Annotated in this window: 20 protein-coding genes, 2 tRNA genes and 1 pseudogene; 15 read left to right on the top strand and 8 right to left on the bottom strand. The window is 61.0% G+C overall.

All coding sequences use genetic code 11. The annotated features are described in order from the left end of the window. Positions 1 to 24: 24 nt before the first annotated feature. Positions 25 to 1,092 carry a type II glyceraldehyde-3-phosphate dehydrogenase gene (locus C491_RS06070; RefSeq protein ID WP_005554563.1) on the bottom strand — a complete coding sequence of 356 codons (1,068 nt, stop codon included), beginning with the start codon at positions 1,090 to 1,092 and terminating at the stop codon, positions 25 to 27. Between the two features lie 268 nt (positions 1,093 to 1,360). Between C491_RS06070 and gap the strand changes: the two genes are divergently transcribed. The 6 genes from gap to C491_RS06040 all read left to right on the top strand — a co-directional run bounded on the left by gap (position 1,361) and on the right by C491_RS06040 (position 7,155). Beyond that, positions 1,361 to 2,431: a type I glyceraldehyde-3-phosphate dehydrogenase gene (gap, locus tag C491_RS06065; RefSeq protein ID WP_005554562.1), complete on the top strand. Its 1,071-nt coding sequence runs from the start codon at positions 1,361 to 1,363 to the stop codon at positions 2,429 to 2,431. 47 nt (positions 2,432 to 2,478) lie between these two features. Further along, on the top strand, positions 2,479 to 3,687 hold the full coding sequence (locus C491_RS06060; RefSeq protein WP_005554561.1) for a phosphoglycerate kinase: 1,209 nt from the start codon (positions 2,479 to 2,481) through the stop codon (positions 3,685 to 3,687). Between the two features lie 54 nt (positions 3,688 to 3,741). After that, positions 3,742 to 4,704 carry an aminopeptidase gene (locus C491_RS06055; RefSeq protein WP_005554560.1) on the top strand — a complete coding sequence of 321 codons (963 nt, stop codon included), beginning with the start codon at positions 3,742 to 3,744 and terminating at the stop codon, positions 4,702 to 4,704. A 217-nt stretch (positions 4,705 to 4,921) separates the two neighbouring features. After that, complete coding sequence (locus C491_RS06050; protein ID WP_005554559.1) at positions 4,922 to 5,575, top strand: HVO_0476 family zinc finger protein; 654 nt, start codon at positions 4,922 to 4,924, stop codon at positions 5,573 to 5,575. 111 nt (positions 5,576 to 5,686) lie between these two features. Continuing rightward, complete coding sequence (locus C491_RS06045; protein ID WP_005554558.1) at positions 5,687 to 6,355, top strand: protein-L-isoaspartate(D-aspartate) O-methyltransferase; 669 nt, start codon at positions 5,687 to 5,689, stop codon at positions 6,353 to 6,355. 56 nt (positions 6,356 to 6,411) lie between these two features. Continuing rightward, the gene (locus tag C491_RS06040; protein WP_005554557.1) at positions 6,412 to 7,155 is read left to right on the top strand and encodes a protein-L-isoaspartate O-methyltransferase family protein; all 744 of its coding nucleotides are present in this window, start codon (positions 6,412 to 6,414) and stop codon (positions 7,153 to 7,155) included. 24 nt (positions 7,156 to 7,179) lie between these two features. On the opposite strand, the gene C491_RS06035 is transcribed toward C491_RS06040, so the two are convergent. The 4 genes and pseudogenes from C491_RS06035 to C491_RS06020 form a co-directional block, all read right to left on the bottom strand. Continuing rightward, entirely contained in the window at positions 7,180 to 8,295 is a 1,116-nt protein-coding gene (locus C491_RS06035) for a right-handed parallel beta-helix repeat-containing protein (protein ID WP_005554556.1), read from the bottom strand. A 384-nt stretch (positions 8,296 to 8,679) separates the two neighbouring features. After that, positions 8,680 to 9,105 (bottom strand): annotated as a pseudogene (locus C491_RS06030) (group I intron-associated PD-(D/E)XK endonuclease). A gap of 169 nt (positions 9,106 to 9,274) precedes the next feature. Further along, positions 9,275 to 9,347, bottom strand: a tRNA-Asp gene (locus tag C491_RS06025). A gap of 18 nt (positions 9,348 to 9,365) precedes the next feature. After that, a tRNA-Asp gene (locus C491_RS06020) sits at positions 9,366 to 9,438 on the bottom strand. A gap of 305 nt (positions 9,439 to 9,743) precedes the next feature. Between C491_RS06020 and C491_RS06015 the strand changes: the two genes are divergently transcribed. The 8 genes from C491_RS06015 to C491_RS05980 all read left to right on the top strand — a co-directional run bounded on the left by C491_RS06015 (position 9,744) and on the right by C491_RS05980 (position 19,119). Continuing rightward, positions 9,744 to 9,971, top strand: a complete 228-nt coding sequence (locus C491_RS06015; protein WP_005554554.1) for a DNA-directed RNA polymerase subunit H — start codon at positions 9,744 to 9,746, stop codon at positions 9,969 to 9,971. Further along, complete coding sequence (locus tag C491_RS06010; RefSeq protein ID WP_005554553.1) at positions 9,972 to 11,546, top strand: DNA-directed RNA polymerase subunit B''; 1,575 nt, start codon at positions 9,972 to 9,974, stop codon at positions 11,544 to 11,546. It abuts the gene before it with no gap. 6 nt (positions 11,547 to 11,552) lie between these two features. Next, entirely contained in the window at positions 11,553 to 13,382 is a 1,830-nt protein-coding gene (gene rpoB, locus C491_RS06005) for a DNA-directed RNA polymerase subunit B (RefSeq protein WP_005554552.1), read from the top strand. A 6-nt stretch (positions 13,383 to 13,388) separates the two neighbouring features. Further along, entirely contained in the window at positions 13,389 to 16,316 is a 2,928-nt protein-coding gene (locus C491_RS06000) for a DNA-directed RNA polymerase subunit A' (RefSeq protein WP_005554550.1), read from the top strand. Further along, a complete protein-coding gene (gene rpoA2 / locus C491_RS05995; protein ID WP_005554549.1) occupies positions 16,309 to 17,508 on the top strand; it encodes a DNA-directed RNA polymerase subunit A'' in 1,200 nt (399 codons plus the stop codon). Before C491_RS06000 ends, rpoA2 begins: the two co-directional genes overlap by 8 nt. 3 nt (positions 17,509 to 17,511) lie before the next feature. Then, positions 17,512 to 17,943, top strand: coding sequence for a NusA-like transcription termination signal-binding factor (locus tag C491_RS05990; RefSeq protein ID WP_005554547.1), 432 nt, complete (start codon positions 17,512 to 17,514; stop codon positions 17,941 to 17,943). A gap of 136 nt (positions 17,944 to 18,079) precedes the next feature. Beyond that, on the top strand, positions 18,080 to 18,508 hold the full coding sequence (locus C491_RS05985) for a 30S ribosomal protein S12 (protein WP_005554545.1): 429 nt from the start codon (positions 18,080 to 18,082) through the stop codon (positions 18,506 to 18,508). 2 nt (positions 18,509 to 18,510) lie between these two features. Next, positions 18,511 to 19,119, top strand: a complete 609-nt coding sequence (locus tag C491_RS05980) for a 30S ribosomal protein S7 (RefSeq protein ID WP_005554544.1) — start codon at positions 18,511 to 18,513, stop codon at positions 19,117 to 19,119. Positions 19,120 to 19,156: 37 nt separating this feature from the next. Here the strand turns inward: C491_RS05980 and C491_RS22410 are convergent, their stop codons facing one another. After that, the gene (locus C491_RS22410; RefSeq protein ID WP_152421283.1) at positions 19,157 to 21,211 is read right to left on the bottom strand and encodes a hypothetical protein; all 2,055 of its coding nucleotides are present in this window, start codon (positions 21,209 to 21,211) and stop codon (positions 19,157 to 19,159) included. A gap of 200 nt (positions 21,212 to 21,411) precedes the next feature. Here C491_RS22410 and C491_RS24360 point away from each other — a divergent pair, with 200 nt between their 5' ends. Further along, positions 21,412 to 21,537: a DUF7503 family protein gene (locus C491_RS24360; RefSeq protein ID WP_005554541.1), complete on the top strand. Its 126-nt coding sequence runs from the start codon at positions 21,412 to 21,414 to the stop codon at positions 21,535 to 21,537. Here C491_RS24360 and C491_RS21415 read toward each other — a convergent pair whose 3' ends face one another. Both C491_RS21415 and C491_RS21410 read right to left on the bottom strand, forming a co-directional pair. Beyond that, the gene (locus C491_RS21415; RefSeq protein ID WP_083909287.1) at positions 21,538 to 23,610 is read right to left on the bottom strand and encodes a hypothetical protein; all 2,073 of its coding nucleotides are present in this window, start codon (positions 23,608 to 23,610) and stop codon (positions 21,538 to 21,540) included. It lies immediately after the preceding gene. 75 nt (positions 23,611 to 23,685) lie between these two features. Next, a partial coding sequence (locus C491_RS21410) for a DUF7504 family protein (protein ID WP_449289266.1) occupies positions 23,686 to 23,914 on the bottom strand: 229 nt, incomplete at its 5' end.

The following is a 23,914-nucleotide window of genomic DNA, read 5'->3' as shown; positions in this document are numbered from 1 at the left end:
CGGCCAAAAGCTTTCCCCGACGACTCAGTCGGCGGTCTGTCGATCGACGGCGCGTTCCTCGGCGTTGTCCAGTCGGCTGAGGCCGATCCCCAGCGTCTCGTTCGTCAGTGCTCGGCTCTCGGGGCCGTCGAGCAGTCCCGTTACCGAGCGGATCGCGTCGATGTTCTCGGGAACGACGTCGGACTCCTGGTGGATCGCCTGCATGCAGTAGAGGTCGCGTCCCTCGATGGTGATCGACTCCTCCCAGATGCAGTTCTCCCAGATGTCGCCGCGGGGACGGCCGGCGTCGAGTGCGAGGTCCTTGAGCGTGCCGGCGCCGTCGATCCCAGCGTAGTCGGGGATCATGAGCAGTCGGTCCTCCCCGCGGAGGCGGTCGCGGATCTCCGAAACGTCGTCGGGTGCCTCCTCGAGGGTGATGTTGACCGCGTGGACGTGCATCATCGTCGTCGGGACCTTGAGCCCGATCGTGTCGATGTCGAGTTCGGGGAAGACGGTCTGGACGTCCGGACCGTGGTGGGAGGGGATGGAGACGGGGTCCGGCAGGGCGTCGTTGATCGGGCCGCGACCGGTCTGGTCCGGGTCGCCGCCGCGTCGAACCAGCGTCGTCCGGACCTTCTCGATGCCGTAGTCCTCGTGAATCGGCGAGACGAGCCTCGAGAGACCGGTCGTGTTACAGGAGACGACGCGAACGTAGTCGGCGTCGGTCGCTTCGTCGTAGTTCGCGCGGGCGTTGAAACTGACCTCGGCGATGGTCGCGTCCTCGCCGCCCTGGAAGAGTGCGGGGGTGTCGTGGCGCTCGTACAGCGGGCGATTCTGCGCACCGATTCCGGACGGTGTCGCGTCGACGACGATGTCGCTGTCGGCGACGAGGTCGTCGACGGTGCCGGCGAGGTCGATGCCGGCCTCGTGGAACCCATCGGTGCGGTCCTCGTCGACCGCGTAGAGCGGGTACTCCGCCTCGGCCGCCCCGAGTGCGACGTAGTCGGGACTGACCTTGGCGACGCCGGCGACCTCCATATCTGGCTGAGCTCGCACGGCGTCTGCGACGCGCTTTCCGATGGTTCCATAACCGTTGATTCCGACCCGGAGCATACGCATCGACATCCACCGTCAACCGGCATAACTGTTTTGCAAGAATCTGATAGATGTTAACTCGAAATTGAGTTGTTTGGCGCAGATCCGCCGGAGAACACGTGCTAACGTGCACACACACCAAATCATAAAAAATACAGACTTTTCTATGATATGTGGTACCACAACGAGTCCCCTCGTCGGACGATAGATCGAAATCCTTCCCTATCGTCAATCAACGTTTTGGAAGGGGCAAGTGATTTAATCGTGGCCCGCGTAGTACTCAGATATGAGTGAACATTCGTACACGGAGAACGAGTTCGAGGGGACGCTCCGTATCGGCCTCAACGGGTTCGGGCGGATCGGACGCAACGTCCTTCGCGCGTCGCTTGCGTACGACGACGTCGAGATCGTCGGAATCAACGACGTCATGGACGACGACGACATGCGTTACCTGCTGCAGTACGACTCGGTTCACGGCCGCCTCGATGACGTCTCCCTCGAGGACGGCACCCTCACCGTCGAGGGCCAGGAGATCCGGCTGACCTCCGAGCGAGATCCGACCCAGCTGCCGTGGGACGAACTCGACGTCGACGTCGCCTTCGAGGCGACGGGGATCTTCCGTACGTACGACGAGGCCGCCCAGCATCTTGAAGCCGGCGCAGAGAAGGTACTGATTTCGGCCCCGCCGAAGGGCGAGAAGGAGGTCCAGACGATCGTCTACGGCGTCAACCACGACGAGTACGACGGCGAGGACGTGCTCTCGAACGCCTCCTGTACGACGAACTCGGTCGCGCCGGTCGTGAAGGTCCTCGACGACGAGTTCGGCATCGAGTCCGGACTGCTGACGACGGTCCACGCCTACACCGGCACTCAGAATCTGGTCGACGGCCCGCTCGACAAGCGCCGCCGCGGCCGCTCCGCCGCCGAGAACATCATTCCGACCTCCACCGGCGCCGCTATCGCCACCACCGAGGTGCTTCCCCAGCTCGAGGGCAAGCTCGACGGGATGGCGATGCGCGTCCCCGTTCCGAACGGCTCGATCACCGACCTCACCGTCGACCTCGAGGAAGACGTCACCGAGGAGGAACTCGCCGACGTGATCCGATCGGCGGCCGACGACGAACTCGCCGGCGTGCTGGGCTACACCGACGAGGAGATCGTCTCCCGGGATATCGTCGGGCTCCCGTTCTCGTCGTACGTCGACCTCGAGTCGACGATGTCCCTCGAGGACGGCCTCGTCAAGGTACTGACCTGGTACGACAACGAGTACGGCTTCTCGAGCCGGATGCTCGATCTCGCGACGTACGTCGCCGCCGAGGCCGAGGACCAGGAGGCCGACGAGGCCGTCGCCCGCTGAGCAGTTTCCACTTTAAATTTTAAGCGCGTTCGACACGCCCACTCCGTATGTTCAACACGATCGACGATCTCGAGCCCGGACAGCGACTGCTGGTTCGTTTCGACCTCAACGCCCCCGTCGAGGACGGCACGGTTCAGGACAACCGCCGATTTGCCCGCCACGCTGAAACCCTGCGGGAGCTGCTCGAGGCCGGCCACGCCGTCGCCGTACTGGCCCACCAGGGTCGGCCCGGCCGCGACACGTTCGTCTCGCTCGAGCAACACGCCGAGATCCTCGCGGATCACCTCGATCGGGACGTCGACTTCGTCGCCGATACCTTCGGTGAGGACGCGCTGGCGGCGATCGACGGCCTCGAGGGCGGTGAGGTGCTCGTCCTCGAGAACGCCCGGATGTGCGACGAGGAGCTTCCCGAGGAAGAGCCCGAGGTCAAAGCCGACACCGAGTTCGTCCAAACGCTCGCCACGGAGTTCGACGCCTACGTCAACGACGCCTACTCGGCGGCCCATCGTTCTCACGCCTCGCTGGTCGGCTTCCCGCGCGTGATGGACGCCTACGCGGGACGCGTGATGGAACAGGAGTACACGGCGAACTCGTCGATCCAGGAGCGGGAGTTCGACGGCACCGTTACGATGGCGCTCGGCGGCACCAAGGCTGAAGATCTGATCCCGGTTATCGAGGGCGTCGACGACACCGTCGACCGGTTCTGTCTCGGCGGCATCGTCGGCGAACTCTTCCTGCGAGCCGCGGGCCACGATGTCGGTTACGACGTCGAGGGAACCGACTTCTTCGACGAGCAGTGGGACGACCAGCGGGAGACGATCGAACGCATCCTCGAGGAGTACGAGGATTCGCTGCACCTCGCGAACGACCTCGCCTACGAGGGCGAGGACGACGAGCGCGCCGAGGTCGACGTCGAGGGCCTCGAGAAGGAGACCTCCTACCTCGACGTCGGCTCCGATACCGCGGAGACGTACGCCGACCTCGTCTGCGAGTCCGAGGCCGTCTTCGTCAAGGGCGCGCTGGGGGTCTTCGAGGACGAGCGCTTCGCCGATGGCACCGTTTCCGTGCTCGAGGCGATCGCCGAAACGGACTGCTTCTCGGTCGTCGGCGGCGGCGACACCTCCCGTGCCATCGAGATGTACGGTCTCGACGAGGACGACTTCGGCCACGTCTCGATCGCCGGTGGCGCCTACGTCCGCGCGCTTACCGGCGAGCCCCTGGTCGCGGTCGAAGTGCTCGAGGACGCCGCCGAGTAACACTATCGGTAGCCGATAGCAAGATCTTTCGGCTCGCTGATCCCACTACCGCGTATGTCTGATCTTCGCGCGGCCGCCGAGACGGCCGTTCGGCAGTGTCTCGCCCTCGAGTCCTCGGAGAGCTGTGCCGTCGTCACCGACGACGAGCGTGAACCGATCGGCGAGGCGATCTACGAGGTCGCAAGCGAGATTTCCGACGACGCCGTGATCGTTCGCTACCCGCCGGGCGAAACCCACGGCGGCGAACCGCCACAGCCGGTCGCAGCCGCGATGGCCGGAGCCGACGTCGTGCTCGCGCCGACGAGCAAGAGCCTGAGCCACACCCGCGCCCGCGGGGACGCGAACGAGGCCGGCGCCCGCGTCGCGACGCTGCCCGGGATCACCGAGGAGGTGTTTACGACGGGACTGGACGCCGACTACGAGGCGATCGCCGACCACTCCGCCGACGTCCTCGAGCAGGTCGAAGACGCCGACGAGATTCGCGTCACCGCCCCTGCGGGCACCGACATCACGTTCGGGATCGGGGATCGAGAATTCCTCTCCGATACCGGAATCGTCCACGAGCCCGGCCAGATGTCGAACCTTCCCGCGGGCGAGGTGTTCGTCAGCCCCGAGACCGCCGACGGAACGTTCGTCATCGACGGAACGATGCGTCCCCACGGACTGCTCGAGGACGGTCAGGAGCTGCGCTTCGAGGCCGAGGACGGCCTCGTCACCGAGATTTCCGACGACGAGATCCGCGAGACGGTCGAGACCGCCGCGGAGGAGGTCGGCGACGCAGCCTACAACCTCGCCGAACTCGGCATCGGCACGAACGTCGCGGTCACCGACCTCGTCGGCTCCGTCCTGCTCGACGAGAAAGCGGGCGGGACGGTTCACATCGCGATCGGCGACGACGCGGGAATCGGCGGCGACGTCGATGCGCCAATCCACCTCGACGGGATCCTCCGGGAGCCGACGGTGTGGGCGGATGGGGAGGTCGTAGACCTCCCGATGGCGAACGGCGACGAGCCGTGAGCAGGCGTGGAAGTGGAACTTCCACGTAGTGAGTGAGCGGCGACAGCCGCGAACGCAGAGTGGTTGTAGACCTCCCAACGAGCGAGCGGTGAAATCGACAGTAGGCTCGGGTCCTCGAGCGGGCATTCGAGCCGACTCGAACGACGACGGTGCGAGCCAGTGACGGGCTCGTGTGCGGTCCAATCGGCTTTTACGGTCGTGGCGTCTACGGCGTGCTATGAACGACGTTCCAGACCGGATCCCAACGCCCTGTCCGTCGTGCTCGCCGGACCTCGAGACGGTCCACGAGGTACTGACGGCGGGCGGCGGGGCGCTTACGGTTCGCTGCAGCGAGTGCAGTCACGTCCACAAGGTACAGCCCGATCCCGAACGCGAAGTTACCCTCGATGTCGTCGTCTCCCAGGAGGGCGAGTCGTTCACCGCGAACGTCACCGCGCCCGAGGACGAGACCGTCGAGGTCGGCGACGAGTTCATCCTCGAGACCGACGAGGTGCTCTCGACGGTTCGCGTGACCAGCATCGAGCTTGACGGCCACCGCCGCGTCGAGGAGGCCGACGCCGACGACGTCGAGACCGTCTGGACCCGCGAGGTCGACAACGTGGCGGTCAACGTCACCGTGCATCCCCAGGACGGCTCCCGGGACGACAGCCGGAGCATCACCGTCTACGTCCCCGGCGACTACGAGTTCGAGGTCGGCTCGATCGAGGAGTTCGGCGACGACGAGTTCGAGATCGACGCCTTCGTCGTCCGCAAGGACGCCTCGGAGTACGACCGCGATCGCTACGATATGGAGGGCGATACGGGCGTCGCGAAGGACCTCAAGCGGGTCTACGCCTACGACGAACAGACCAGCGCCTGGTCGGCCTGGTAGTCGACTCGATTCACTTCTCGAGACGCAACCGAGAGACGACTCGTCCGGACCAACAAACTGGCACGCAGTTGCGTCCCATAGGCTATTGCTCGCGAGCCCGTAGACTCCACCATGTTCGATCGGTTCAGCTCCGACGACGGAGACGACCGGACGGACGACTACGAACGCGCCCGCGAACGGATGGTCCGGACGGTATCCGATCGGGTCGACGGCGACCGGGTCCTCGAGGCTCTCCGGACGGTCCCCCGCCACGAGTTCGTCCCGTCCGATCGTCGCGGCGACGCTTATCAGGATCGACCGCTCCCGATCGGGGACGGCCAAACGATCAGTGCGCCGCACATGGTCGCGATCATGGCCGATCGGCTCGAGCTCGAGCCCGGTGCGGACGTCCTCGAGATCGGCACCGGTTGTGGCTACCACGCCGCCGTCACGGCAGAACTCGTCGGTGCCGAGGGCGTCTACAGTGTCGAGTACGGCGCGGAGCTCGCCGAGCAGGCGCGGGGCCGTCTCGCCGAAACGGGGTACGGCGACGTCTCGATTCGCGTCGGCGACGGCCGCGAGGGGTGGGCCGAGCACGCACCGTACGACGCGGCGTACTTCACTTGCGCGACGCCAGAGCTGCCCGACCCCGTCGTCGAACAGGTCCGGACCGGTGGTCGGCTACTCGCGCCGATCGGGACCGGGTTCCAGACGCTCGTCATGGCCGAGAAGCGCGAGGACGGGAGCCTCGAGCGAAGCGAACACGGCGGCGTTCGGTTCGTTCGAATGCGAGGGGGGTAGTCCGTGGTTGCGCGAGCGGGCGCGTAGTTGATAACGCCTCGTCCGCTACCTCGGGTATGGACCCTGCGGTACTCCGAGAGGACATGGTCGACGGCCTCGAATCCCCCGCCAAGGGGGTCCTGACGGACGAGGCCGTCGCCATCGCGATGCGGGACGTTCCCCGCCACGAGTTCCTCGAGGACGATCGCTCGGCTTACGCCGACCGCGAGCACGAGGTCCTCGAAACACGCGTCCTCTCGCCGAGTACGGTCGCCCGGCTGTTCGAGGCGCTCGCCCTCGAGGACGGCGACGACGTGTTAATCGTCGGCGCCGGTGTCGGCTACACGGCGGCGGTCGCGGCCGAGATCGTCGGCGAGCACGGCGTCCACGCCGTCGACATCTCGCGGCCGCTCGTCTTCGAGGCACGAGCCAACCTCGAGCGGGCGGGATACGAGGGCGTCCTCGTCGACCGTCGCGACGGCGCCAGCGGACTCCCGGAGTACGCCCCTTTCGATCGGATCCTGCTCGAGGCGGCCGCAGTCGATCCGCCGCGCCCACTCCTCGAACAGCTCGCCGACGACGGCCGGCTCGTCCTCCCACGGGGTACCCAGCCCCAGCGCCTCGCGGCCGTCGACGCCGACGGCTCGAGCGACGAGTTCGGCGTCCTCTCGCTCGATCCGCTCTTACTCGAGGGCGAGCAGTCCGGCGCGGTCGAACGGAATCGGACGAACCGCGAGGACCTCGAGTACGCTCGCCAGCGGGCGGAGTCGAGGACGGGTTGGGAGCAGGAGTGGATTGAGTGGGAGGATCGGATCCGCTGACCGGGGCTTTCGTCGTGTCGATTCTCAGCGCTGAGCGCCGACGTTCTCGAGCGATGCTTCGGAGAACGGATCGAAGTAGACGTTAGAGACGCCGGCCTCGAGCGACTCGGAGATGGCGTCGCCGTCGCCGTCGGCTGGTCGGCCCGTCTCTGGGTCCGTAAACGGCTCGTCCGGTTCCACGTACTCGTACCCGGTATCTTGCTCACTCCAGCGCCGTTCGAGGCCCGACGGGCCGTTGGCTGCCCCCCAGTAGTTGTCGGTTGCCCGAATTCGTGCCTCCTCTGCCGGCCACGATTCGGATTCGTCGACGACGAGCTCCGGGTAGGCGTCACCGAAGACGCCATACTCCTCGTTGTAACAGATGTGGCTTCTCTCGATGATTGTGCTAGACCCCTGCGCTGCCGCTAAGATTCCGTTGCGGTTGTGAACGATTCGACTGGTTTCAATTTGCGCTTGACTCTCGGGCCCAACTACGATTCCTGGTCCCTCGTTCGACCGTATCGTACAGCTCTCGAAAACACTTCCCGAACCACCCCAAACTTCTGTATCTCCGCCGAGAACTACTCCCGAGCCGTTTTCGGCTACGACGCAATTCCGAAACTCGCCGCCATCGACGTAAGAATCGAAGCCAACTCCGTTATCGACAAGCGTAATGTCGGTAAACGTCCCGCCACCCGCTAGTCGCGAGCTGATACCCGAACCGCCACCGCGGATCTCGAGGCCTTCGACTGCCATCTCCCACTGGGTTTCCGGAAGTTCGTCCCATCTTCGACCAGGATTGAAGACGATCCCGCTGAGGCGTTGCCAGGAACGCTCGGGCTCGAACTCGGTCTCGGTTAGATCGACCGTGTGACCGTTTCCGTGGAGGGTAAAATCTCCATGATTGATAACGTCTCCTTGCTCGTCACGGAGATCGACCACGATGCAGCCTGACTGCTCGAGTTCGTCCGGCGAGAGGTCGGCAACGAGTTCGTACTCGCCCGGCTCCTCGATCACCGTCGGCGAGTCGATCGGTGTCGGATCGCCGTCGCTCGAGGCGGCGACCGACGTGCTGGCGGCAAGTCCCATGCCCGCAGCGCCGACGGTACCGATGAAAGCCCGACGACTCCGGTCGTGACTCGAGTCGGTTTCGTGAACCATGTCGCCTTCCTTTCACTCACGACCTCTTAACTCACCTCCTTTCAATAAATTAGTCGCGGAATTATTATCCGTGTATACGAATCTCGACCTGGCTGACGTTCGAGTCGGGACTCCGGCGTCGGACAGCCACTACCGTCGCGTTTATCGGCTGAACGTCGTCTCGCGGTGAGTGGGAAACGCGATGTCGCAACGAGATGTTTCTTGCTACACAGTTCGTGACGGAGTAACCGCTCGGAGGACAAACGAACACGCTCGGGTGAACGGCTCTACAGTGTCTCGTTCGATTCGCTCTCGCTCGAGGACGGTCGGCTCGAGTAGACGGACTCGAGTCTGCGGCTGTAACTGGTTAGGAACAAAAGACCGGCGAGAGAGCCACGATAGGCGTTATCGGTCGACCGATTTCGACAGCTGGTTCTCGAAGCGGTACTCTGACGCATGGTTGACGCTCGGATGACCGATGTCCGGCTCCTTCAGCCGAAGATACGTACTCTTCGTGCCAGCATCCTCCGCGAGAACCCAGTAGAGCTGTTCGGTATCACGACACCTGACGGCAAACGCGTCGATCTCGTCTCCGTAATCGGTCAGTACGACATCGCCGCCGGACGTTGTCTTGCTCGCAGTCTTGAACCGGACGACGTCGTCTTCGATCCAGCCAGTCTTACACTGAACCCGCTCGAGGGTTCCTCCCGCATCGAGAACGAGATCGTAGCTTTCGTTATCTCCGAACGGCACCGAGACGGTGTACCCTTCGGTAATCAGAGCGGCCATGATTTTGGCCTCCGTCTCGTCGCCGACCTATTTTGTGTTCATCTGTAGTCCTCCTGTCTCCGCTATCGCACAAAACCCGAGTTTGAGGAAGGGACACTCAGCGACTTTTCTCGGGACTGGAGTCCAGGAGTTCACACTATTATCCCAACAGTACTACTCGGGGCGGAAGAGGCAACGCACTACCTGCTCGCGAATTGACGCCGGCAGAAAGCGCCCGGAGCGGGATTTGAACCCGCGTCACAACCGTGACAGGGTTGTATGATGGGCCACTACACCATCCGGGCAGACAAGTCGCAAGAAAGCGCCCGGAGCGGGATTTGAACCCGCGTCACAACCGTGACAGGGTTGTATGATGGGCCACTACACCATCCGGGCTTGCTTGCGGCGTCTTACGACGCATTTCTCAGTTTCCCGGTGAGAGTATTAAGGCTTTCCAATCGTGGAACGTGTGGTAGGACGAACCGGGACACGTCCGCCTTGAGACTGTCTCCTTTCGCTCCCCACAAGGAATATAACTGAGAACGGGCTACGTACGAACGTGACAGATAGTTCCGGTCAAGTTCGCCAGGCCGGATAGCCGTGCTTTTGGATCGAGTTAGTAACCGTTAAATGCGTCCCACCGTTACGTGCCTGTAGTATCTCGTGACAGCCGCTTCTCTCCCGATAGCCCGCACCAACACATGGTAGACGTAAGCCAACACGAACTCGTTCCGGAGCACACCGTTCTCGAGGAGGACGTCCTCGAGGAGGTCCTCACGGAGTACGACATCGACCGCACAGACCTGCCGAAAATCAAGCGCAACGACTCCGCTCTCCCGGACGAGGCGGACGTCGGCGACGTCATCAAGATCGTTCGGAACTCACGCACAACCGACCAGGCAGTCGTATACCGACTTGTGGTGGAATAAATGTCAATAGAACTTGATCGATCGAAACGACGGGACATCTCGCGCGAATACTTCTCGAAGGAACGGCTCGCCGAACACCACTACCGATCGTTCAACGCCTTCCTCAACCGGGGGATGCAGGAGGTCGTCGACGAGAAGGAGACGATCGACACGGACATCGGTGACAAGGAGGGCGAGGAACCGGTCTACGTCGAGCTGGGCGACGTCCGCGTCGTCACGCCCCGCGTTCGGGAGGCCGACGGTTCCGAGGAACTGTTGTACCCCCAGGAGGCTCGACTCCGGAACATCACCTACTCCGCGCCCGTTTTCATGGAGATGTCGATCGTCAAGGGCGAGGAGGGCGACGAGCGGGTCGTCGACTCGACGGAGACGAAGATCGGCCGGATGCCGATCATGGTCGGCTCCGACAAGTGTAACATCGCCGGCTTCAGCGACGAGGAGCTGATCGAGATCGGCGAGGACCCCGCCGACCCCGGCGGCTACTTCATCGTCAACGGCTCCGAGCGCGTGCTGATGACCAGCGAGGACCTCGCGCCGAACAAGATCCTCGCGGAGTACGACACCAAGTACGGCGACGAGATCCAGGTCGCCAAAACGTTCTCACAGCGCCGTGGCTACCGTGCGCTCGTGCTCTGTGAACGGACCCGAAACGGACTACTCGAGGTCTCGTTCCCGTCGGTGTCGGGATCGATCAACTTCGTCACGCTCGTTCGGGCGCTGGGCCTCGAGAGCGACGAGGAGATCGTCCACAAGGTCTCGAACGACCCCGAGGTCGTCAAGTACATGCTCGAGAACCTGGAGGAAGCGGAGGTCCAGACCGAGGAGGGTGCGATCGAAGAGCTCGGGAAACGCGTCGCCTCCGGCCAGGGGAAGAACTACCAGCTCAAGCGAGCCAACTACGTCATCGACCGCTACCTCCTGCCACACCTCCACGAGGAGGGTGTCGACGAGGAGGACGTCCGGATCAACAAGGCCCACTACCTCTGTCGGATGGCCGAAGCCTGCTTCGAACTCGCGCTCGGTCGCCGCGAGGCCGACGACAAGGACCACTACGCGAACAAGCGACTGAAGGTCAGCGGCGACCTGATGCGGGACCTGTTCCGGACCGCGCTGAACAAGCTGGCCCGTGACGTGAAGTACCAGCTCGAGCGCGCCAACATGCGGAACCGAAACCTCTCGGTGAACACCGTCGTTCGATCGGACGTGCTGACCGAACGCCTCGAGCACCCGATCGCGACGGGGAACTGGGTCGGCGGCCGCTCCGGCGTGAGCCAGCTGGTCGACCGTACCGACTTCATGGGGGTTCTCAGCCACCTGCGCCGGCTCCGCAGTCCGCTGAGCCGCTCGCAGCCTCACTTCGAGGCGCGGGACCTGCACGCGACCCAGTGGGGTCGCATCTGTCCCTCCGAGACGCCGGAGGGCCCGAACTGTGGGCTGGTGAAGAACTTCGCGCAGGCGATGGAGCTCTCCCAGAACATCGAGGATGAACAGGAACTCAAACGCGAGCTCGCCTCGATGGGCGTCGAGGGGATCCCCGGCCTCGAGGGTATCGAGCGATCGACCGCAGACGACTGATCAATCATGAGCAGCCAACAACGAGAAGCGAAAGTCTACGTGAACGGGTCGCTGGTGGGGACCCATCCCGATCCGCACGAACTGGCCGAACAGATCCGCGAAGCGCGACGCATCGGCGACGTCAGCGAGATGGTAAACGTCTCGGTTAAGGATCGCACCCGAGAAGTGATCGTCAACGCCGACGCCGGCCGCGCACGTCGACCGCTGCTGGTCGTCGAGGACGGCGAGCCCCGAATCTCCGACCAGGAGCTCGAGGCGCTCCAGGACGGCGACCTCGAGTTCGAGGACCTAGTCGAGCACGGCTACATCGAGTTCATCGACGCCGAGGAGGAAGAGGACATCTACGTCGCCGTCGACGAGGACGATCTCAACGAGGATCACACTCACCTCGAGATCGACCCGCAGCTGATCTTCGGGATCGGTGCGGGGATGATCCCCTACCCCGAGCACAACGCCTCGCCCCGAATTACGATGGGTGCAGGGATGATCAAGCAGTCGCTCGGACTCCCGAGCGCGAACTACCGGATCCGACCGGACACGCGCCAGCACCTGCTGCACTACCCGCAGCTCTCGATGGTCAAGACCCAGACCACGGAGCAGATCGGCTTCGACGAGCGTCCCGCGGCCCAGAACTTCGTCGTCGCCGTCATGAGCTACGAGGGGTTCAACATCGAGGACGCGCTGGTTATGAACAAAGCGAGCGTCGAGCGCGCACTCGCCCGCTCGCATTTCTTCCGAACGTACGAGGGTGAGGAACGACGCTACCCTGGCGGCCAGGAGGACCGCTTCGAGATCCCGAGCCAGGACGTCCGCGGCGCCCGCGGCGAGGAAGCCTACACCCACCTCGACGAGGACGGCCTCGTCAACCCCGAGACGAAGGTCGACGAGAACTCCGTTCTACTGGGGAAGACGAGCCCACCGCGATTCCTCGAGGAGCCCGACGACATGGGCGGGCTCTCGCCACAGAAGCGCCGCGAAACGTCGGTGACGATGCGCTCGGGCGAATCGGGCGTCGTCGACACCGTCACGCTGATGGAGGGCGAGGACGGCTCGAAGCTCTCGAAGGTCTCCGTCCGCGACGAGCGGATCCCCGAACTCGGGGACAAGTTCGCGAGCCGCCACGGCCAGAAGGGGGTCGTCGGCCACCTCGCGCCGCAGGAAGACATGCCGTTTACCGAGGAGGGCGTCGTGCCCGACCTCGTCCTGAACCCCCACGCCCTGCCGTCGCGGATGACGGTCGGGCACATCCTCGAGATGATCGGCGGCAAACTCGGCGCCATGGAGGGGCGTCGCGTCGACGGGACGCCGTTCCTCGGCGAGGACGAGGACGAACTCCGCGAGGGGCTCGAGCAGAACGGGTTCGACTCCGCTGGCAAGGAGACAATGTACTCCGGGATCTCCGGCGAGAAAATCGAGGCCGAGATCTTCGTCGGGATCATCTTCTACCAGAAGCTCTACCACATGGTCTCGAACAAGCTCCACGCCCGCTCGCGCGGTCCCGTGCAGGTGCTGACCCGTCAGCCCACTGAGGGTCGCGCCCGCGAGGGTGGACTCCGTATCGGGGAGATGGAACGCGACGTCTTCATCGGCCACGGCGCCGCGATGACGCTGAAGGAGCGACTGCTCGACGAGTCCGACCGCGAGTTCATCCACATCTGCGGGCAGTGCGGAATGAGCGCGGTCGAGAACGTCGAACAGCGCCGCGTGTACTGTCCGAACTGCGACGAGGAGACGGACATCCACGAGATCGAGATGAGCTACGCGTTCAAGCTTCTCCTCGACGAGATGAAGGCCCTGGGTATCGCGCCGCGACTGGAACTGGAGGACGCCGTCTAACCCACCATGCAAAACAGCACACCAAAAGATATCGGATCGATCAACTTCGGGCTCATGGAGCCCGAGGAGTACCGCGAGATGAGCGCGACGAAGATCATCACGGCCGACACCTACGACGACGACGGCTTCCCCATCGACATGGGGCTGATGGATCCCCGACTCGGTGTCATCGACCCCGGGCTCGAGTGTAAGACCTGTGGCAAACACTCGGGATCGTGTAACGGTCACTTCGGTCACATCGAACTGGCCGCACCCGTCATCCACGTCGGCTTCACGAAGCTCATCCGTCGGCTCCTGCGGGGGACCTGCCGCGAGTGCTCGCGGCTCCTGCTGACCGAGGACGAGCGCGGCGAGTTCTACGACCAGATCGACGAGTCGCGAAAGCTCGGCCGCGACCTGAACGACGTCACGAAGGCGGCGATCCGGCAGGCCCGCAAGAAGGATCGCTGTCCACACTGCGGTGAGGTCCAGTACGATATCGACCACGAGAAGCCCACGACCTACTACGAGGTCCAGCAGGTCCTGACCAGCGAGTACTCCCAGCGCATCGCCGGCGCGATGCAGGGCGACGAGGAGGCCGGCGTCGAACGGACGACGCCCGACGAGCTCGCCGAAAAGACCGAGATCGACATCGGTCGGATCAACGAGATCCTCTCGGGCTCGTTCCGCCCGCGCGAGAGCCAGCGCAAGGCTATCGAGAAGGCCCTGGACATCGACCTCACCGAGGAGGACACGAACAAGCTGATGCCCAGCGACATCCGGGACTGGTTCGAGGCCATCCCGGACGAGGATATGGAAGTTCTAGGGATCAACCCCGAGCGATCCCGCCCCGAGTGGATGATCCTGACCGTCCTCCCCGTACCGCCCGTAACCGCGCGGCCGTCGATCACGCTCGACAACGGCCAGCGATCCGAGGACGACCTCACGCACAAGCTGGTCGACATTATCCGGATCAACCAGCGGTTCATGGAGAACCGCGAGGCCGGTGCGCCACAGCTGATCATCGAGGACCTCTGGGAGCTGCTCCAGTACCATGTCACGACGTTCATGGACAACGAGATCTCGGGGACGCCCCCGGCTCGCCACCGCTCCGGTCGGCCCCTCAAGACGCTCTCCCAGCGACTCAAGGGCAAGGAGGGTCGGTTCCGGGGCTCGCTGTCCGGGAAACGCGTGAACTTCTCGGCCCGAACCGTCATCTCGCCGGACCCGACTCTCTCGCTGAACGAGGTCGGCGTCCCCGACCGCGTGGCGAGCGAGATGACCCAGACGATGAACGTCACCGAGCGCAACGTCGAGGAAGCTCGGCGCTACGTCTCGAACGGCCCCGAAGCCCACCCCGGCGCGAACTACGTCCGGCGTCCTGATGGTCGGCGACTGAAGGTGACCGAGAAGAACTGCGAACAGCTCGCCGAGAAGGTCGACGCCGGCTGGGAGGTCAACCGCCACCTCGTCGACGGCGACATCGTCATCTTCAACCGCCAGCCGTCGCTGCACCGGATGTCGATTATGGCCCACGAGGTCGTGGTCATGCCGTACAAGACGTTCCGGCTCAACACCGTCGTCTGTCCGCCGTACAACGCCGACTTCGACGGCGACGAGATGAACATGCACGCGCTGCAAAACGAGGAGGCCCGCGCGGAGGCGCGCGTCCTCATGCGCGTTCAGGAACAGATCCTCTCGCCGCGCTTCGGCGAGAACATTATCGGCGCGATCCAGGACCACATCTCGGGGATGTACCTGCTGACCCACGACAACCCCCGGTTCAACGAGACTCAGGCGCTGGACCTGCTTCGTGCGACCCGGATCGACGAACTGCCCGAACCCAGCGGTATCGACGACGAGGGCGAGCCGTTCTGGACCGGGTACGACGTCTTCTCGGAGCTGCTACCCGACGATCTCGACCTCGAGTTCACCGGCACCGTTGGCGACGACGTCGTCGTCGAGAACGGCCAGCTGCTCGAGGGAACGATCGCCGAGGACGAGGTCGGCGAGTTCGGCGGCGAGATCGTCGACACGATCACGAAGGTCTACGGCAACACCCGCGCCCGGATCTTCATCAACGAGGTCTCGACGCTCGCGATGCGGGCGATCATGCACTTCGGGTTCTCGATCGGGATCGACGACGAGACGATCCCGGAGGAGGCCCAGGCCCGGATCGACGAGACGATCGAGGACGCCAACGACCGCGTCGAGGAGCTCATCGAGGCCTACGAGCGGGGCGAACTCGAGAGTCTGCCCGGCCGAACGATCGACGAAACGCTCGAGATGAAGATTATGCAGACGCTCTCGCGTGCGCGTGACAACGCCGGGAACATCGCCGACGAACACTTCACCGACGAGAACCCGGCCGTCGTCATGGCCGAATCCGGCGCCCGTGGTTCGATGCTCAACCTGACCCAGATGGCCGGCTGCGTCGGTCAACAGGCGGTTCGGGGCGAGCGGATCAACCGCGGCTACGAGGACCGTACCCTGAGCCACTACAAGCCAAACGACCTCTCCGCAGAGGCCCACGGCTTCGTCGAGAACTCCTACACCAGCGGGCTCACCCCGCGGGAGTTCTTCTTCCACGCGATGGGCGGTCGCGAGGGGCTGGTCGACACCGCCGTCCGTACCTCGAAGTCGGGGTACCTCCAGCGGCGGCTGATCAACGCGCTCTCCGAGCTCGAGGCACAGTACGACGGCACCGTCCGGGACACCTCGGACACGATCGTGCAGTTCGAGTTCGGCGAGGACGGCACCTCGCCGGTCAAGGTCTCTTCCGGCGACGACAACGACATCGACGTCGAGCGAATCGCCGACCGGGTGCTCGACTCGGAGTTCGAATCCGACGCAGAACGCCGAGACTTCCTCGGCATCAAGACTGAGCCGACGAACCTCTCGGAGTACGCCGACGACCGACTCGTCGAGGGCACGGAGGTGACCTCCGATGACTGAGGTCGACTACGCCGTCGACGACGACACCGTCGCCGTCGTCGAGGACACCGACCTTCCCCGACGACTCAAGGATAAGGTCTACGCGACTCTCGAGAACCGGAGCGGCGCTACCGTCGAGGACGCCGACGAGCTCGCGAAAGCGGTCGAGGCGCGGTACCTCGATACGCGCGTCGACCCCCTCGATCCCGTCGGCACTGTCAGCGCACAGTCGATCGGCGAACCCGGAACGCAGCTGACGATGAACACGTTCCACTACGCGGGCGTCGCGGAGATCGACGTCACGCAGGGACTGCCCCGGCTGATCGAGCTGGTCGACGCCCGGAAGACCCCGGACACGCCGATGATGACGATCCATCTCGAGGACGAGTACGCCACCGAGCGAGAGAAGGCCCACGAGGTCGTCTGGAAGATCGAGGCGACGAAGGTCCTCGCGCTGGGTGACGTCTCGACGAACGTCGCCGACATGCGGGTTCAGATCTCGCTCAACGAGGACACCCTCGAGGAGCGGATGATCACGCCCGAGGAGGTCGCCGAGATCATCCAGGACAACCTCGGCGTCGAGGCGATCCAGCAGGGGACCCAGATCGAGTTCGGCCCCGAGGAGCCGTCCTATCGTGATCTGCTCCAGCTCGTCGAGGAGCTGCGTGAGATCACGTTCAAGGGGATCGAGGACATCTCGCGAGTCGTTATTCGGCGGGAGGAACTCGACGACGGCACCGAGGAGTTCGTCCTCTACACGGAGGGGTCGGCCTTTGGCGACGCGCTCGAGATCGAGGGTGTCGACGCCTCCCGATCGACGTGTAACAACATCCACGAGATCCACCGCAACCTCGGGATCGAGGCTGCCCGCGAGGCGATCATCGAGGAGACGAACAACACGCTCGCCGAGCAGGGACTCGACGACGTGAACGTTCGTCACCTGATGCTGGTCTCGGACATGATGACGAACCGCGGCGAGATCGAGTCGATCGGTCGCCACGGGATCTCGGGCTCGAAGGATTCGGTGTTGGCCCGTGCGGCGTTCGAGGTGACGGTCAACCATCTGCTCAACGCCGCGATCCACGGCGAGGTCGACGATCTCGACGGCGTCACGGAGAACGTCATCGTCGGCAAGCCGATCAAACTCGGTACCGGTGACGTCGATCTGCGGATGGGATCGACGACCTCCAGCGGCGGTGGCCAGGCGGACTGATCGATGGCGGTAACCCTCGACGACGATGCTCGCCAGTACCTCGCCCGTTTCGAGGACGTGACGGATGTCGCCGGCCAGGACTGCCTCGTCGACGAACGCGACGGCGAGGAGCGGCTGATCCTCGTCGTCGAAAGCGGTCGGATGGGCGATGCGATCGGCCCCGGTGGTCGGACTATCCGTCGCTTCGAGGAGGATATCGGTCGCTCGGTCCGACTCGTCGAAAACGCCGAGGACTCCGAGACGTTCGTCGCGAACACGCTCGCCCCGGCGGCGGTCTACAACGTCACGATCAGCGAGAACGACGACACCGTCGCCTACGTCGAAGTCGCCGACGAGGACCGAGGCGTCGCGATCGGTGCCGACGGCCGCACGATCGACGCCGCTCGGCGTCTCGCCGCCAGACACTTCGATATCGACGACGTCCAGCTGCTTTAGCTCCCACTCTTCGAGAGGTTTTCTCGACCGGTGAAACGCCCTCAGATTCCTTCGCTACCCCCAATCGAGCGTTCTCGTGGCGTAATCGCGTCTCCAAACAGGGACGCTTAAGTGTCTCCGACCGATAGCGACGAGCATGGCAAACGGCAAGTACGCCGCGCGCAAGCTCAAGAAGGACCGCCAGAACCAGCGGTGGTCCGACTCGGACTACGCGCGCCGCGCCCGTGGACTTCGCGAGAAGTCCGACCCCCTCGAGGGGGCCCCTCAGGCTCGAGGTATCGTACTCGAAAAGGTCGGCATCGAAGCGAAACAGCCCAACTCGGCGATCCGAAAGTGTGTTCGCGTCCAGCTGATCAAGAACGGCAAGCAGGTCACCGCGTTCTGTCCCGGTGACGGCGCAATTTCGTTCATCGACGAACACGACGAAGTGACTATCGCCGGTATCGGCGGGGCGAAGGGTCGTGCGATGGGTGACCTCTCGGGTGTCAACTACAAGGTCGAGAAGGTCAACGGCGTCTCGCTCATCGAACTGGTTCGCGGAAACGCAGAGAAACCGGTGCGATAACGATGGCTGCAGAAGACCAACCCGACCCCGACGCACCCGCTGGCGACGCTGACGTCTCCGCGAAGCTGTTCGGAACGTGGGAGATGGGCGAGATCGAGTACGCCGATCCCTCGACCGAGCGCTACATTCAGGTGACGCCGGTCGCCCACACCGCTGGCCGTCACGCCAGCAAGCAGTTCAAGAAGTCCCAGATCTCGATCGTCGAGCGGTTCATCAATCGCTTGATGCAGACCGAGGACAACACGGGCAAGAAACAGCAGTCGCTGAACTTCGTTCGCGACGCGTTCGAACTCATCCACGAACGCACCGAGGAGAACCCGGTGCAGGTACTCGTGACGGCCGTCGAGAACGCCGCGCCGCGCGAGGAGACGGTTCGACTGAAGTACGGCGGAATCTCGGTGCCGAAGGCCGTCGACGTCGCCCCCCAGCGTCGCGTCGACCAGGCGCTGATGATGCTCGCCGAGGGCGTCTACAAGGATTCGTTCAAGACTTCGACGTCCGTTCCCGAAGCGATCGCAAACCAGCTCGTCGGTGCAGCCAACTACGACGTGCAGACGTACGCGATCAGCCAGAAGGAAGAGAAGGAACGCGTCGCGGCTGCCGCGCGCTAAGGCGTTTTATTTTCCTTGATTTTCAAAGAACGAGCCGTTAGCTGTTGCTCCCGCTGAACAGGCCGATATCTTTGAATTTGACCTCATCTGCCATTTTGATACTATCGTCTAGAAGAATCGCTGCCTCGCTCATATCCGTGATTTTTGCGAAATCAGACTTTGATACCGTTATTGGTCCGACCTCCTTTGGTAGGAGGTGATACGCATCTGTCGAACTGAGATACGGTTGGTACGTGGCACCAATTCGAAGTCTCTCCTTTGCGTATGCCTTCAGCCGTAGGTGGTACTGACGCTCGCTCTGGGTAAGGGAGAGCCGAACTGGTAGACCAATCTTCGATTGTGAGACTGCCGTCGTACCCTTACCGAGTAGCTGGTAACTTCCCCCCACCTTGCTTTTCGCTCGTACCATGTTCGCGGCAGCGTAAAGGGGAAATCCTTGGTTCAACAATTGTGCTATCGTACTCCCGATTCGAATAGCATCCGTATTATCGATATCGTTGAGCGTTGCGATTCCTCCGACACTTCCCGCTTCGAGGAGTGCCAATCCCTGCTCATACGATCGACAGGAGTTGAGTAGGAAGGCCTTCGCGCCTACACTATCGAGAGACCAAGCGTCTAGATACCCGTCGGCACATCTGAATCCGTTCTCCTCCGTATGACCGATATAATGTACAAAATCGCTTGCCTGCTCAAGAAGTTCTGCTAATTCCCTGACCGTAAGGTCGTGGTGTAGTCCGACATCAAACGAAAGACCCTCTCTGTTCCCGTACGTACCGTACAGAGCCGCTAGCTCTTCGTTCATTCCTGGGTCGTTGCATACTACCTGGATCTCGATTGGGGTTGATCTCAGCGTTCTATTGATGTCATTATAAAACGCTGATAGTGGTGTTTTAGCTACTATCTTTGGAAGCGTTCCATCATCCCAATACTGTTCTATGGTCGTATTGTATGATGATTCCGAACAGGAAGATGTATGCGTTCTATCCTGTGGCCCTTGCTGAACGCTGTTCTCATCGAAATTGCAATCACGTTCGCGCTGCCGATTTCGGGTTCTGACGGCTGTGAGATCGTTAGCAAGGAACGGGAGATAAGGAACACTCTCTTCGACCGGATCCAGGACCGATCTTTGCCAATCGGGGAGATAGGGTTCCACCTTTTCGAAGGGAACGGCAAAATACGTCTGAAGCCGTTCGGAAGGCGATTGATCGTACGCTTTCTCCAGATCGAACTCCAAAACAGAGTCGAGCTCGTCTCGTTCCTCGAGAGTGGTCGACAAGGTCCCAGCCCCCCGAACAAGGCAATCGAGGAATATCACCTTTTGCAATAACTGCTCCACAAGTGATTCAAATCCTGGCTTTCCAGCTATTTGAACCGAATAATTTGACCCAGCTAAAAGACGGGGGGAAGAGCCCGGTTCTACTTTCGCTCCAAGATAATACGCGAGTGGTGCGACTACGTATACCGAACCAAGGTCTTGAGGCACCTCGATACGAATGCCTGTTTCCGGTGGTTCAAAGCGCGAGGGGATATCTAATTTCTGACCAATTTCTAGCGTTGGGGGATGGCCACGAAGTGTCGGATACGATCGTTCTGGCTTTATTGTTTTGAGCGCTGAACCAAACGCTGACACAGCCTGCATGACGTCCGATGGATCCCTTGTTGTCGTGATTGATCCTGCTGGCTGTGTGTGATACGATCGCGCCCCGAGAACGACTTTCGAAGGATCATTGAGGTCTATACGTGTTCTATTCTTTTCTGAGTAGATTTTAACGCTGCTTTCAACGCTTGCATACAATTTTATCGAATTAGATATATCGAGGGCATACTTGTCCTCTGGAAGTTTCATTTTGCCTATTAGATTTGATTCCGTTATCATTTCCCCAGCCGTATTATAAACGTATATTGGATTTTTTGTTGGAAGAGTGAGTTTCTTCGCTGTTATCTCGATTGCGTTTTCTATTGGATACGGTATCGATGTCTCTTCAACCCTTCTGGGATCTACCGACTTGTCCGTCGTGAGCAGATACTGTTTCCGCTCAATCGAATCGGTGATCCTTATTCCGTCCTCCCTTCGTTCGAATATCGGATTCATTGGCGTTAGAGAGTGCAGATGTCGGCAGTCACCTTGTTGTATATCCAACACGCCATTATGTATTATGCATCCTGCACCCGACTCTTATTTATATTGATTTGACTTTTTAGAACTTCAAAATACAGAATAGATCTATGATTTCCCTGTAAGTTATATTAAAATAAATTCATTACAAGCCGGCACAATGGTCTACGTGTACCATGACGGACCTGACCCACTACCTGAAGAAGCACCCACGAATGATCGGCGTCCTGTTCACGATGCTACTGGCCATCTCCCAGGTCAGTACAGTCGCGGCAAACAATTCAACCTACACTGGCCCGTAGTTACCACAACGAACTGATCGTTGCGTTGTCACTCCAATAAACATTTCCTCCGACTATTACTGGAAACTGCCCTTGATTGAAGAACTCCTTGAGCTGTGGTTCTTCTATGGGAATTTGGCCTGTTTCCCCAGGCACCACATAGTAGCTGTCAATCGGGCCCAGATGTGGGGTGCTTATTGAGCCCTTTTCTGCTTGAATAGAATTATACATTCTCATATTTACTAAATACTTCCCATTCTGCTTTTCTATACTACAGACATTAGGGGATTCGAGGTTAGATTGGGCAATTGTGGTCTTACCGTCACCCACTATATAATACTGTTGACCAACCAACGTTTCGTTCTGAGCGACATCTAGTGCGCCGTACAACGGAAATCCCTGATTCAAGAGTTTAGCGATAGCGTTTCCGACCTCGACCGCTCCACTATTAACAATATTACCGTGTGTCACAATCCCGCCAATACTTCCTGTCTTGATCAGATGAAGTCCTTGTGTATGTGATTGGCAGCCATTTAGAAAGAACGCTTTTATGTTCGACCTCTTTATGTCTGCTCCATCTAATCTACCACCGGCACATTGGAATCCATCTGTATCGATATGTCCGATATAATGTAAAAAGTCGCTCTTTGTCATCAGTACGTCTCTAAATTCGCTTGTAGATATATTGTGGTGAAGCGTAACATCAAACGGTAGTTCGTCTCGATCACCATATGTCTCGTTAACGAATTCGGACTCCTCACTCATGGCACTGTCATTACAGACGACTTCGATATCAATTGGATCATCGTGAGGAGTTCTACCGATACTATTTTTAAAGGCTTCTAGTGGCGCTGTGCTGTCGATATCTTTACCGTTCGAACTATTCCATAACTGCCGTATTAGTGGGGATACTGAAACATCACTCTGGATTGACTCTGGTTCCGTATTACGGACCGACTCCGTATTTCCAGTGCGGCCGCTTCGAGTGAAGTCAGAAATCGTTTGTGCTTCCTCTGAAGCAGTCGGCGGTTGCTTCTCGGTATCGTTTATTTTGACCGCTGCGAGATCATTAGCAATGAATGGTAGAAATTCGGTTGTCTCTGGCCTTGGTCCGACATGTGTTTCGAACCGCCAGTTCGGAATCACTGGTTCCAACTCGGAGAACGGAATACTGAGATAGCTTTGTAATTGCTTGGCTAACGGCTGATCGTATAAGCTTTGTATACTATGGTTGAACAGTGGTTCTACTTCTTCTCGCTTTTGGAGTGGAAGTGGCGTCACTCCTTCTGTTCTCACAACAGTGTCAAGGAAGAAAATCTGCTCGAGGATTCGCTCGACAGTTTTTTCGAACCCCTCTGGTCCGATGAGAGTATGGGTATATCCTTCGTCAGTTATTATACGGGGCTCGGTTCTCGATACGACTTTTGCACCAAGATAGTACGCCAGCGGCGAAACAACGAAAACTCGTTCGAGCTTTTTTGGGACCCCAATTTTGATACCGGTGCCCGGAACCGTTAGTCGGTCAGGAACGTCTAATTCGTCCCCTAATTCGACTGCAGGCGGGTGTCCGCGTAGAGTTGGATACGAACGTTCTGCAGTCGTCGTTTTCAATGCTGAGCCGAACGTCGATACGGCGTGCATCACGTCGGTCGGTGCCGTTGTAGTCGTAATTGTTTGTGATGGGCGAGTGTGATAGGAACGTGCGCCGAGTATTACTGGTGACGGTCCGTCTAGCGTAATATGTGTTCGCCCTGGATCCGAATATACCTGAACGGAGCTGTCAACACGAGCATAGACTTTCATCGGCCCGGAAAGGTCAAGCGTATACTCTCCCTTCGGCAAGAACTCCTGCTCCTCCGGTTTCACTTCGGCGACCATCGCCCCGGTCTCGTCACGGACGTAGACGTAGTGCGTCGTCGGTAGCGTGAGCGTATCAGTCGTGATTCGAACCGCCGAATCTACCGGGTACTGAATCTCGTCGGTATCGGCGGGGTCGATCGACACCGGCTCGTGGGTCGTCAGCCGGTACCGGTGTCGTTCGATTCGATCGATGATCTCGAGTCCGTCGTCGGTCGGCTCGAACGTCGGTTTCATCCGCGGACCGGCCCCGTCGCTTCGCCTCGAGCATCGGCCATCGGGGACAGTGCGTCTCCAGCCGACATACTCTCGTTACAGCTGTCGCGTCGAAATCCAGCCCGAGCACAGCGATTCGTCCTTGAGCGACCACCGTTCCTGACAGACCCCGTTGTGCGTTCGAAGCTCGACGACAACGTCGAAAAGGGGCGTGAGTACCGGGACGACCTCGTTCTGCCGATCGACCGGGAGCCGGTAGTGAATCATACCGTCGGCTCTTCTTACCCGTCCGTTAGTGAGGTGGATAAACCGGAACACGCGTTCC

It is taken from the genome of Natronococcus amylolyticus DSM 10524 (genome assembly GCF_000337675.1).
Lineage (GTDB): Archaea > Halobacteriota > Halobacteria > Halobacteriales > Natrialbaceae > Natronococcus > Natronococcus amylolyticus.
The sequence above is the reverse complement of the archived record's forward strand: the minus strand, read 5'-3'. Positions and strand labels throughout refer to the sequence as shown.